This window comes from Paradesulfitobacterium ferrireducens, from assembly GCF_017310645.1.
Classification (GTDB): Bacteria; Bacillota; Desulfitobacteriia; order Desulfitobacteriales; family Desulfitobacteriaceae; genus Paradesulfitobacterium; species Paradesulfitobacterium ferrireducens.
Genome location: NZ_JAFLRH010000040.1, coordinates 154,580 through 167,529 on the forward strand (window position 1 = coordinate 154,580; position 12,950 = coordinate 167,529).

A 12,950-nucleotide genomic window follows, 5' to 3' on the forward strand; every position below is an offset into this window, starting at 1 on the left:
GATGGCTGAAAAATTTAGCGTTATTGGAAAATCAATACCGGCTAAGGAGACAAAAATAAAAGCAACAGGCGAATGCAAATATGTAGATGACCTTCCTACTGATTTACATGTAAAGATTTTAAGAAGCCCCTACCCCCATGCCATGATAAAAAATATTGATGTAAGTGCAGCGGAAAAATTAGATGGAGTTGAGGCGGTAATAACCTACAAAGACGTGCCGAATAGGTTAATGCCAAGGGGCTGTGCCAGGGCATTATATATTCTCGATCCTCACCTCCGACATGTGGGAGATGAAGTAGCTGCCGTAGCGGCAATAAGTGAATCTATAGCTGAAGACGCCTTGACTTTAATTAAGGTCGATTATGAAGTCTTACCAGCTGTATTTGATCCAGAAGAAGCGGCTAAACCTGATGCGCCGAAAATTTACCCTGAAGGTAATGTTTACGGACCGCAATACGAGCCCCTGCATGAAAAGGGAATAAATGCACCTACTTTATTGGAATGGGGAGATATTAATAAGGGATTTAGTGAAGCTGATGTAATTGTGGAAGATACTTTCGAAGTTGGCCCTCAGATACACGCGGCTGTAGAGCCACACATATGTATAACAAGCTGGGTTGGGGATGAATTGACCGTTTGGACTGCAAATCAGGTTCCCTATGAGGTGCGTGAAGGGTTGGCTTATGTTTTTGAAATGCCTGAAAGCAAAGTAAGAGTTCTCTCACCATTCATAGGAGGGGGCTTCGGCGGTAAATATTTAAATAGATATCATGCAATTTGTGCTCTCTTATCGAAACAGTCCGGTGGGAAGAAAACAAAAATAAGATTTACCAGGGAAGAAGAGCAGACCAATAGTAAGCGCTTTCTCTCAAAACAGTACATTAAGATAGGCGCCAAGAAAGATGGAACACTTACAGCCATATATTTTAAAGGGTATGCGGATCTTGGAGGGTATGGAAACTTTTTTGGAAATTCCGGTTTTTGGGGGGAATATCCGGCAGCTGCCTATAAAGTAAATAACAGTAGATTCGAAGGATGGGATGTCCATACTAATCATTTTACTAGTCAGCCAATGCGTAGCGTTCAGGTGCCGGCAACAGTTTTTAGTGTGGAATCAGTCATAGATCAGGTTGCAAAAAAATTAAACATGGATCCTACAGAGTTTAGATTAATGAATATGCCACAAACTGGGGATGTCATGCCGCCACTACCATATACCGCTAATACGGTTGGGTATCCAAGGGCTGAGTTAGAGGGCTATCCTTCCAAAAAACTAATGAAGTTAGTTAAAGACGAATTAGGATGGGATAAAAAATGGAAAGGTTGGGGAAGACCGGTAGAAGAAAATGGGACCAAAAAAAGAGGCATAGGGATAGTATACTCTGGATATGAAGGTGGCTTTTGCCATGACGGCTTTATGAGCATGGCAGCATCTATGAATAAAGATGGGTCTATTAATATTATGGCGGGTACCCAGGATCTTGGGAATTCCAGCAATATGACGATGTGTCAATTAGCGGCTGAATTTATGGGGATCCCACTGGAAGATGTAAATATATTTACCGGGGATACAAGCATCGGCCAGTATGATTATTTTGGAGCCAGAGCAAGTAGAGAGTTAACGACTGGGGGGCATCTCCTTCTGAAGGCTCTCGAAGAGATAAAACAGAAAGTTCGTATAATTGCAGCCCCCAGGCTCGGGGTGAAGCCCGAAGAGGTTGAAATAAAAGGGAAAATGGCATATGTACGGACAAAAGCCGAGACGGATGCCTTAAAAGAGGCTATACCGTTTGCAGAACTTATTACTTCATCAATAACGGCTGGAGCTTCCGGAGAGCCGGGCAGTGTTTTCCCCGAGACAGCGCCAGGTAAAAAAGTAAGAAACTCTATGGTTGCCGGCATTGAAGTTGAAGTAGATACTGAAACAGGCGAAGTTAAACTGCTAAATATGGTAACGGCAAATTGCCCCGGCAAAGCAATTAATCCCGAGGTAGTAAAAGGGCAATATCAAGGAGCAACTATAATGTCTTTGGGTTATGCTTTGTGGGAGGACTTTGTTTATGATGAAAATAAGCGCGCCTACCTTACTGACAGTTTTACTGATTACAGAGTTCCTAGGGCGCAAGACGTACCTCCTTTAAAAACGATCGTTCTCGAAGAAACACCAGACCGTCCCCCTCATGAAGGTACGCCATACGGGGCGCAAGGAGTCGGCGAACTTGGTTGTTGGTCGGGGCCGGCAGTTGTTGCTAGTGCAATTTACAACGCTCTCGGTAAGAGAATGCAAAAATCTCCCATGACCGCAGAGAAAGTATTAGAACTAATTAAAGAGGGGGAAAACAAATGAGTTACCCGCATGTAATAACTAAAACCATTAAAGAATTTAAGCTGATATCTCCGACAACTATAGAGGAAGCACTTTATGCACTAAATGAATATAAAACCGACACCCGAATAATAGCGGGTGGCACTGATCTGGTTCCCCTAATGAAACATAGAGCAGTCACCCCTAAGTATGTAGTAAGTATTGAAAAATTAAAAGAACTTGATTACGTTAGGTTAGTAGGGGATCAGTTAAGAATTGGTGCGTTAACCAAGATAAATACAATAAAGAATTCAGATGTGATTATGAAGAACTGCTATTCTCTATATGAAGCATCCTTGGTATTCGCCACACCACAAATTAGAAACGTAGCAACTATTGGCGGTAACATTTGCAGGAGTTCTCCAAGCGCTGATACAGTTCCATCCTTGTTAGTATTTAATGCTCAAGTAAAACTGGTTAATCAAAAAGGAGAAAGAATAATTCCTCTGGAACAGTTTTTTACCGGCCCTGGATTAAATGTGGCTGATTCGGACCTGTTAACAGAAATAATTATTCCAATAGAAAAAGGGGAATATGGAACAGCGTTCCATAAAATAAGCAGAAATACTAGCGACTTAGCTAAAGTAAATTGTGCTGTAAAAGTGTCGATATCCCATGAGAAATTTTCTGATGTAAAAGTTGCGCTTGGCGCAGTGTCAGATAGACCAATAAGGGCAAAGAATGTCGAAAAATTACTGATAGATAAAAAAATTAATGCTGAAAATATCGAAAAGGCTTCGGAGATGGTTATTAATGACATTAATCCAATAACTGATGTGAGATCAACCGAAATTTACCGGAAAGAGATTAGCAAAGTTTTGGTTAAGAGGATGCTCAATTTGGCGGTGGAGAGGGCCCAAAAGTAATGCATTATTAAACCGTATGACTCAATTTGATTTATGCCTATCGAGTAGGTGTATGACGTGGGTCATACACCTACCTCGAAAGGGTTTCATTGGAGAGGTGCTAAATGCCAAGGGACGAACTTGTTATCGTTAGAGGCGCCGGCGAAATGGCTACGGGGGTGGCTCATAGACTTTTTCGCTGCGGATATTCCGTGATAATGACAGAACTAGCCACTCCTACAGTGATAAGACGCCAAGTCTCATTTGCGGAAGCAGTTTATGAAACCAAGCATAGCGTCGAGGGAGTAACAGCATGCCTTGCCCAGACTGCCCGCGATGCTGTAGCTGCAGCCAGGAGCGGATTAGTGGCTGTTGTTGTCGATCCTCAGGGGGCAATAGTAGATGAGCTCGCTTCTGTGGTCTTTATTGATGCCACTTTGGCCAAAAAGAATCTAGGAACTAAAATTGCAGATGCAGCCTTGGTCATTGGTTTAGGACCTGGCTTCACAGCCGGTGTAGATGTCCATGCTGTGGTGGAGACCCAACGTGGCCATTACCTTGGCAGGGTTATCACGCAGGGGCAAGCTGCACCCGATACGGGAATACCCGGTGACATCGGCGGATACAGAGAGGAACGGGTTCTGCGGGCGCCGGTGGGCGGGGTGTTTAAGACGCTCAAAGAAATTGGCTGCCAGGTTAACCCTGGTGAACCTATAGCAAAAGTTGGCTCAGATTTAATAAGGGCTGGAATAGGGGGAGTAATCCGTGGGTTATTACGAGGGGGACTGACGGTGTTCCCTGGGATGAAAGTCGGAGATATCGATCCACGTGGGGATAGGGAGTATTGTTTTACCATTTCGGACAAGGCCAGGGCTGTTGCTGGCGGTGTTCTTGAGGCAATTCTATTTTTACAGCGGGGTGGGAGACATGCTTGATCTATTTAAACATATGCTAAGTACATTTGATCGAGGAGAAACTCAAGCCCTGGTTACTACTATTAATGCAAGTCCAGGGTTTAAAGATATGATTGGGGAAAAATGGGTGATTAATACAAATGATGGATCAATAGAGGGTGGGGACTACGCTCGTTCCGTAGTATTAGAGGCAGCTTGGGAGAGCCTTGAAATAGGCGAACCCCAAACAATTATTAAAGATCTTGGAAATAATGAGTGGTTGGAACTTTTCATCGAGCCATTGTCCCCTCCCTCAGAACTTCTAATTCTTGGCGGTGGACACATTGCTAAGCCTCTGGTGGTGTTGGGGAAACTTGCTGGTTTTTTTGTAACTGTTGTTGATGATCGCCCTAGTTTTGCTAACTCAAATCGTTTTCCTGAGGCGGATGAAGTTATTTGTTTAGATTTTGAGTCTACCATAAATAGAAAAAAGATTGGACCTAATACATATGTTGTAATCGTTACCCGTGGACATCGATATGATAGCGAATGTCTTAAATTATGTGTTGGACGGCCCGCAGCCTATATTGGGATGATTGGAAGTAAAAGAAGAATAAAAATCGTGTTGGAAAGTTTGCAAGACGCTAATCCCGAAGAAAAATTACCGCGTATATATGCACCTATCGGGTTAGATATCGGGGCCCGTACACCGGAAGAGATTGCTATAAGTATCATGGCAGAGGTGATCATGGTTCGCCGGAGGGGGAACGGAACCTCGCTAAGTATACTAAGGGAAGGGTGATTAAACTTGGACATTCAGTTGATACGGGAATTAGTTAACCAGCTTTCTTCGGGGGAGAAGGTAGTGTTGGCAACAATTTGCCGGACTAAAGGCTCCACACCGCAAAAGTCAGGTGCAGCTATGGTTATCAGGCAGGATGGAAATATCGTAGGAACCATTGGTGGTGGCTGCGCGGAAGCCGAAGTTCGTCGCGAAGCTCTATCCCTTATGGTAGAAGGCCAGTCACGAATCTATAAACTGGATCTGACTAACGAAGCCGCAGCAGAGGAAGGAATGGTTTGCGGGGGAGTAATGGACGTTTTTTTGGAACTGATTACAATGAAATCCGCTGAGAATCCAGCCTATAGTACATTGTAGAGCATTTGAACGACAACATCTTGTTAGTGCATCTTGCTTCCTTACTTTGCTTGTATCCCATAGAACTTTGTTTAAGTGCTTTCGCATCTCGCAAAGGCGGTATCACATAATAGATGATTTCCCGAAAAAATTCGGTGAGTAGAAGTTGTAAGGCCCGGAAAATATAACGAGTACCTCTTGCGAAAATAATAGTGGAAAAGCAGAATTCCCCCTTTAAGCGCATAAATATTAAGACAACGCGCGAAAGGGGTGGAGAAATGCTAAGCGAAATACTTCTGATCGGGCTGGCCCTATCTGTTCTTAAAGGAATCACGCTGCTCGTTTCCTATATTAATAATAACGCCTTTCCTCAACCGCTCAGCGAAGTGGAAGAAGCGCGTTACCTTAATATTCTTAAGAAGAGCAAGCTAAAGAAAACTCTTACGGTTAAAGAGAAAACGGAGGTTGACCACGCGCGTAATAAGCTGGTAGAACATAATCTGCGCTTAGTGGCCCACCTCGTGAAGAAATTTGACGGCACCGGGGAGGACAGCGATGACCTGATCTCGATCGGGACCATTGGCTTAATTAAGGGGATTAACACCTTTAATGCGGATAAAGGCACCAAGCTGGCCACTTATGCCGCCCGCTGTATTGAAAATGAAATTCTCATGCACCTGCGCTCCTTAAAGAAATCGCGCGGGGAAGTTTCAATCTATGATCCCATCGGGGTGGACAAAGAAGGCAACGAAATTTCGTTGATCGACGTGCTCAGTTCCAATGCCGAAGCGATTTCCGATCAGGTAGAAAATGAATTCGAGCAAAAAGCCCTGCTGGAAAAAGTGAAGAAGCTTACGAAAAGGGAACGCCTGGTTTTGGAGCTGCGCTACGGCCTAATGAACAGCCCCCGGCGGACCCAGCGCGAGATTGCGAAAGCGCTTGGGATTTCCCGTTCCTATGTCTCGCGCATTGAAAAAAGGGCCATTCAGAAGTTAATGGAAGAGATGAGCGAAAGCAGGTAAGACAAAAGGGGCTCCGCAGGTTATAGACTAGCGGAGTCCCTTTATCAATGCCTTATATCTTGACCTTTAGTAAACATTTTTTGCGCATCCAGCGTTGAAAGGAATCGATGCTCCAATAGTGCAAGGCCTGGTCGTTGTACATCGGGCATATTTTGGCATGTCCTTGATATGGACAGCTATTGTGGCAGAAATCCTGGTCAAGCTGGGCTTTCACTTGGGCTAGTCTGTCACCGGTTTTATCCTCTAAGGACAGGGGATTATCTTGAACTAAGAATTCATTATCAGACTCCGTGCGCAGCCTGTAAGATAATTCATCGACTTCAATCACATCATTGATCACATGTTCAAGCGGTTTTAGCCGCAGTTGTTCCCGCCGCCGGGCCGTAGCCTCCCAGTCTATCTCCAATTTAACGTGGTTAGATCCGTTTATATTCATTTCGTTCTTGATGCGAAGGACAACCCCGTACTCCTCTGCCGCCCGTTCCATGGAAATCACTTCTTCCTCCACATCGGCCAGGACCAAGAGCGGGTCCCGGTCCAGAGGGCTGCCATATCCTCCGCCCCCTGCCATGATGATGGAAAATTCGTCACCCGTACCTAAAAGCACGTTGGAGAATTTTGAGGGGGAGGCGGCTCCCATAATTTCCGCAAAGGTTCCTGTAATCCGGGCTTTGGTGACCAGAAAGGCGTTAGTTTCTGCAGGTTTGCCTTTGAAGAGGCCGTATGGTTTGAGTTTATGGCGTTCCCCCACAGCGTTGACTTCGATCTGGTCCGTCAATACTTGCAACGTGCGAATCGTGCCGAATCCCCCTCGGTACTTGCCCGCCCCGGCAGAATCAGGATGGAGTTCGGCCTGCTTGTACAAGAAAGGATAATTGCTCTCGACCACTTCGACCGGTACATCTTTGCAATTTCCGATCGGATTGAAGGTCGAGGTTAAGCCGTCCCGGTCGGAGCGCGCTCCCCAACCTCCCTCGTTAAAGAAGTAGAAGACAAAAGGACTCTCTCTTACCGGGTCATAGCCGCCGCCGGTGAAGTTATTGCAGGTGCCGTAGGTTGCGGCCGTGACTTTATCGGGCAAGACTTTGGCCAGGGCGCCGATGACCACTTCGACGATCCGGAGATTGGTATCGGTATTGGCACCGAAGGTAGCCGCCGGGTAGTTGGGGTTAACCAGAGTGCCGCGGGGGGCGATGATCTTGACCGGGCGGAAGAGGCCGCAGTTGATAGGAATACTGGGGTCGGTCATTTGGAGCAGGGCATTAAATACGGAAGAGGCGGTAACCCCGTAAACCGCATTCAAAGGACCTCGGGCCTGGGAAGCGGTCCCGGTGAAGTCGACAGTCATACGGTCTTGTTCAACCGTGATCTTGACCTGGATTTTACGCGCCAGAGTTGTGACCCCGTCATCTTCGATAAAGTCGGAGAAGGAGTACGTTCCATCCGGTATCGCTTCAATTTCCCGGCGCATCCAGGCTTCAGAGTGCTCTTTTAAGCGTTTGAGGCGGTGCTTAAAGGTCGGGATTCCGTAGTTGCGGCACAGCTGCAAAATGCGTTGTTCCGCCGTGAGCACGGAGGCCAGCTGGGCGCGAAAATCCCCGATTTGGACCCAGGGCAGGCGGACATTGGACAAGAGCGTGTCAAAGATATCCGTATTCTCTACACCGCCGCGGAACCATTTCACCGGAGGAATGCGGATGCCTTCCTGGAAGATTTCGGTGGCGTCCCCGGGGAAACCTCCGGCCGCTTTGCCCCCGACATCCAGGTGATGGGCCCGGTTGGAAGCCATGGCGATAAGCTTGCCTTCATAGAAAATAGGTTTGATAATGGTAAAGTCCGTAATGTGAGTGCCTCCGCAATAAGGATCATTGGTCAGGATGACATCTCCGGGGGCCAGGTCGCTGAATCCGATCTCCATTAAGGCCCATTCCGGAGCCAAAGCCATGGCTGCCAGGTGCACGGGGCAGTAATTGACGGCGGCGGCCAATTCCCCCTGGTCATCCAGGATGCCGCAGGCAAAATCCATGCCGTCGGCAAAGATAGGGGAGTAAGCGGTGCGGAGCATGGTGTTCCCCATTTCCCGGCAGATGGATTCAAGGGAGCTGAGAAAGACTTCATTGCCTACGGGTTCGATGTAGGCGGATTTTTCCATCTGGTACAGGCGGGTGGTAATGGCATCTTCCGTACTCTCCGTTTCATCCGTATCTAACATTAAGCGCTGATTAATAATGATTCGGATGTTGCCGAAATCATCCAGGGTGCACTTGTGCTGGGGCGGGATGATCACGGTCGTTTCCCCGTCTTCGATGACGGCAGGGCCTTCAAGCACCATGCCGTCAGCCAGCAGGTTCCATGCATAGACGGGCGTAGAAACATATTCAAACATACTGCGGAAATATACCGGGCGTTGTCCTATTAAGGCGGCGTCCGCTTTTCCTGTCTGAGCACGGGCGGTAAAGCTGGGCTTGGGCTGGGGCACTAAGACTTTAACCCGTAAATTGACCAACTCCAGCGGTTCGTCCGGCCGGTTGAATCCGTATAAACGCTTATGCTCGGCGTGAAAAAGATTGACAGCTTCTTCAAGTGCGAGTGCCGTCAGGTGTTTGTGAAAAGTTATAGGTACGGTGATTTCAAAGGCCTCGCCCATATATCTGAGATCAAAGAGATAGGTGAAACGTGAGGTTGCTTCCCCGTAATCATTTTCGATCTGGGCAATTCCTTGTTCGTAGAGCTGGGTGAAGATGCGGTCAACCCGCTTGAAATCGAGTTTGGCTAAGGGGACGTAATAGGTTTGAAGATAATCCAAAATGACATCGGCGCATAAACTGCCGAAGGCCGAGAACACCCCGGCATTGGCCGGGATATACACTTCCGGGATGCCTAGTTCTTCCGCGAGGTCGGCGGCATACATCGCTCCGGCTCCCCCGAAAGAAACGAGTTTAAAATCGCGCGGCTCCTGGCCACGGTTTGTGGTCATCTCCCGGATTAATTGCGCCATTTCACTCATGGAAAGTTGATAAATCTGGTAGGCGGTATCTTCTTCGCTTTGCCCGTTAATGCTTAATTTGTCCAAGGCCGAAGCTGCCGCTTCTTGATCCAGGAACATACTTCCGCTTAAGAAATTAGCCGGGTTAATTCTCCCTAGGGTAAGCTGGGCATCGGTAATGGTTGGTTCTTGTCCTCCAAGGCGGTAGCAGGCAGGGCCCGGTTGGGCTCCCGCACTTTGCGGGCCTACTCTCAGTCTTTTTCCCCGGTCATGCCAGGCGATGGATCCTCCTCCTGCTCCGATGGACTTGACATCCAGCATAGAGCCGCGTACGGGAATGTTCCAGGCGATGTCTTTTTCCATGGTAAAGAGCGGCTGGTAATTCTGAATTACCCCGACATCCGTGGTGGTGCCGCCCATGTCTAAGGTGATGAGATTAGGCAGCTGCATATTCAGGCCGAAATAGGCAGCCCCCATGACCCCTCCGGCTGGCCCGGATGCAAAGGCCTCAACCGGTTTGTCCAAGGTGGATTCTGCGTTGACGACCCCGCCGTTCACTTTAAGGATGCGCAGGGGAGCGGAAATTCCCATTTCCAGCAAGCATTCGCGCAGCGTCCGGATATAGCTGCGCATAATGGGTTTAAGCATCGCGTTCAGGACGGTGGTGCTGGTTCGCTCGTATTCCCGGATTTCAGGCAATACTTCGCAGGAGAGAGAAACGAAGGCCCCAGGGTGCTCTTTCAGGATGAGTTCCCTTACGCGCCGTTCATGGGCGGGATTAAGAAAGGAAAAAAGAAAGCTCACAGCATAAGAATGCACGCCTTGGGCACGGAGAAAGCGAACCGCTTCCATGACTTCATCTTCCTGGAGGGGGGTAAGGATATTGCCTTGCCAGTCAATCCGTTCACTGACTCCCCGGCGCAGTTTGCGCGGGATTAAGGTTTCCGGTCTATCCCAAGACGGGTCAAAAAGCTTTTCCCGCCAAACTCTCCGAATTTCCAAGGTATCGCGAAACCCCTTGGTGCAGATTAAACCCACGTGCTGCTCTTTGTGCTCAACCAAGCTATTAAGTCCTAAGGTACTGCCATGAACGAGGTATGAGATGTCCTCTGGCTTAATCCCTGATTGCCGGATCGCATCCATAACTCCTAAGGCGGGATTGCCGGGGGTAGAGGGTGTTTTCACAGATAAGACTTCCCCGGTGTCCTCGTTGATTGCAACTAAATCTGTAAATGTTCCGCCTATGTCAATTCCTATTCGAAATCCCACGTCATTCACCCCGTCTTAATCCTCTTTACAAAACACAGTTATATTTGAAATGCTACTGCCTTGAAAAACAGGCAAGGGGCATTACTTAGCGAACCGTCCGAGCAGAAGAGCGTCGAGAGCGCAGTTGATTCTGCGTTAAGCAGTGCCACGGTTCACTCCAGGTATTACCCTGAGGTTTGGCGCTGTACTGAATCAACAAGCGAACACCTCTGGCGCGTGGTACGTTAGTCTGCAGTGCAGACTAACGCCGTAGCCGCAAACCACAGAGTAATGCTTTCGCGGCGAAGGATGCGGGTAATGCACCTTGCCGATCGGAAGCGAAGTTATTCCTCGTGCCAAACACGCTCGGTTTTCTGATGATACTTTTTGGCTTTTCTGACCATGGTTGACTGGCTGATCCCGAGTACCTTGGCTGCGCGGTAAGTACTTCCGTAAATACTCAGTGCTTTCACAATCATTCCCTTTTCCACCTGATCCATCACTTCTTGCAAGGGTCTTAGCTCTCCTTCGGGCTCATACCCAAGCCGGCGGTCTGCAAGACCATGCGGGTTTATTGCTGCCTGGTGGGCCGGAGCTGCCTGACGATTTGGAACTGTTGGCCGCTCCCCTTTGAATACCTGCAGGGGCAGGTGCTGGGGCAGGATCACATGATCATCGGCCGTGATGACCAGGCGTTCGACGACATTTTCAAGTTCCCGGACATTTCCGGGCCAGCGATAGCGGGAAAGAATGGCTAAGCTGTCTCCGGCGAACATTTTTAGGCAGCTGTATTTGCGCCCGTATTTTTCCAGGAAGGCCGTAAGCAGGGCGGGAATATCTTCAGGCCGGGAGCGCAAAGGCGGGATGTTAATCGGCAGTACATTCAGACGGTAATATAAATCTTCGCGAAAAGTGCCTTGGCTCACCATCTGTTCTAATTCCCGGTTGGTGGCGGCAATGATGCGGACATCGACTTTTTTGGGTCGTGTATCCCCTAGCCTTGTAAATTCACGTTCCTGAATCACCCGCAGCAACTTAACCTGCAAGTCAAGCGGCAATTCCCCGATTTCATCCAAGAAAAGGGTTCCTTGATGGGCTAATTCGAAATAACCGGGTTTCCCATCTTTTTTGGCCCCGGTAAAGGCTCCGGCTTCATACCCGAAAAATTCCGATTCCAGCAATTCGCGGGGAATGGCGCCGCAGTTGACTTTAATAAACTGACCATTCTGCTTGCGCTGGCTGGTATTGTGAATGAGTTTGGCGATCAGCTCTTTCCCGACCCCGGATTCTCCCAAGATCAAGACCGTGGCGTCAAATTGGGCTGTTTTCAAAGCCAAGTCAATAACCTCAAGCATCTGCGGGGATTTGCTCACAATCCCGTGGGCCAGCATGTGGCGGGAACGCATATGGGCTCGATTTGTGGATAATTCCGAAGCCTGTGTTTTCGTATCTTCCAGCGCTACTTTGAGTTCCACCAGTTCGGTGATATCCCGGATATTGGTCACCACGCGCTCGATGGAGCCGTCCGGGTTAAAGACAGGGATTGCGGTTGCCACATATTCCTTGCCGGTGGATGTTGTCTTCTTCAAAGAGGTTGGTTGATGCGTCGATAGTGTCGCTTGGGTGGCGGATTGATCGATGAGTCCCCACTCTATCAGTTCGCGGACATTTTTCCCTATCAATTCTTGAGCTGGACGGCCGAGAATATCTTCAGTGGCCCGGTTGACCCTAAGGATTTGGCCCAAGCCATCGGTGGTTACGATTCCGTCGTGCGTGCTCTGCATGATGATATTTAACTCATCGCTGTTGGGGGAGTTAGCGGATGTTAGCGCTGGGGCTTGCTGCAGCAAGGCGAAGGCGAGTTTATGGAGCCAAAGAACGCCCACGAGGTGTTCCTTGTCATTAACTACCGGTATCACCGGAGCGGTGGAGGGAGGGATGCTTGCGATTACTTGATCTTCCCTTGCAACCGGGATACCAAGATTCATAAATTCGTTTACAAAAAGGTGAGGATTTGCTGCCGGACGTTCGCTTAGCAGATATTGCAGCACTTGTCCGGTTAGCTCAAAAACCCCGATTGTACCCATGCGGTCTAAAACCGGCGCCGCTGTTACTCCCCATTCCGCCAATTGGGTGAGAGCTGAGAGGACGGTTTGCTTAGGGATTAAAAGAGGGAACTCCATATCCATTAAGTCCTTGGCTAACAAATTTGTGTTCCCTCCTTTCGTCTTAGGTGCGATAGTCTCCGGGGGAGACAAAGTTTCCTTTATCCCCTACGAGGATAAGTCAACTAAAACTTTGGATGATTTGGCAATCATCCAAAGTAAGTTTCCTATATATTTCGGCAAGTCAGGCAATTAATCCTTTAACTGAATGAAACTGAATACATGAATTTATCCTAAGTCAATGGTGAATCAGTCGGAAATAATTTACCGAGTCAATAATGACTTAAT

General features: G+C 48.2%; 8 protein-coding genes. 6 read left to right on the forward strand and 2 right to left on the reverse strand.

What is annotated here, in order from left to right:
* The first annotated feature begins 1 nt into the window (after nucleotide 1).
* The 6 genes from J0X21_RS13465 (at nucleotide 2) to sigK (ending at nucleotide 6,263) form a co-directional block, all read left to right on the forward strand.
* Nucleotides 2-2,347 (forward strand): xanthine dehydrogenase family protein molybdopterin-binding subunit, encoded by a 2,346-nt coding sequence (locus J0X21_RS13465; protein WP_206812711.1) that lies wholly within the window; start codon nucleotides 2-4, stop codon nucleotides 2,345-2,347.
* Nucleotides 2,344-3,231: an FAD binding domain-containing protein gene (locus tag J0X21_RS13470; RefSeq protein WP_206812712.1), complete on the forward strand. Its 888-nt coding sequence runs from the start codon at nucleotides 2,344-2,346 to the stop codon at nucleotides 3,229-3,231. The genes J0X21_RS13465 and J0X21_RS13470 overlap by 4 nt, the downstream gene beginning before the upstream one ends.
* A gap of 104 nt (nucleotides 3,232-3,335) precedes the next feature.
* Nucleotides 3,336-4,145, forward strand: coding sequence for a selenium-dependent molybdenum cofactor biosynthesis protein YqeB (gene yqeB / locus J0X21_RS13475; protein ID WP_206812713.1), 810 nt, complete (start codon nucleotides 3,336-3,338; stop codon nucleotides 4,143-4,145).
* Complete coding sequence (locus J0X21_RS13480; RefSeq protein ID WP_206812714.1) at nucleotides 4,138-4,905, forward strand: XdhC family protein; 768 nt, start codon at nucleotides 4,138-4,140, stop codon at nucleotides 4,903-4,905. Before yqeB ends, J0X21_RS13480 begins: the two co-directional genes overlap by 8 nt.
* 6 nt (nucleotides 4,906-4,911) lie before the next feature.
* Complete coding sequence (locus J0X21_RS13485; protein ID WP_206812715.1) at nucleotides 4,912-5,262, forward strand: XdhC family protein; 351 nt, start codon at nucleotides 4,912-4,914, stop codon at nucleotides 5,260-5,262.
* Nucleotides 5,263-5,519: 257 nt separating this feature from the next.
* Nucleotides 5,520-6,263 (forward strand): RNA polymerase sporulation sigma factor SigK, encoded by a 744-nt coding sequence (gene sigK / locus J0X21_RS13490; RefSeq protein ID WP_206812716.1) that lies wholly within the window; start codon nucleotides 5,520-5,522, stop codon nucleotides 6,261-6,263.
* Nucleotides 6,264-6,315: 52 nt separating this feature from the next.
* Here the strand turns inward: sigK and J0X21_RS16115 are convergent, their stop codons facing one another.
* Nucleotides 6,316-10,518 carry a hydantoinase B/oxoprolinase family protein gene (locus J0X21_RS16115; RefSeq protein WP_206812717.1) on the reverse strand — a complete coding sequence of 1,401 codons (4,203 nt, stop codon included), beginning with the start codon at nucleotides 10,516-10,518 and terminating at the stop codon, nucleotides 6,316-6,318.
* A gap of 323 nt (nucleotides 10,519-10,841) precedes the next feature.
* Nucleotides 10,842-12,704: a sigma 54-interacting transcriptional regulator gene (locus J0X21_RS13500; RefSeq protein WP_206812718.1), complete on the reverse strand. Its 1,863-nt coding sequence runs from the start codon at nucleotides 12,702-12,704 to the stop codon at nucleotides 10,842-10,844.
* Between the last annotated feature and the right edge of the window lie 246 nt (nucleotides 12,705-12,950).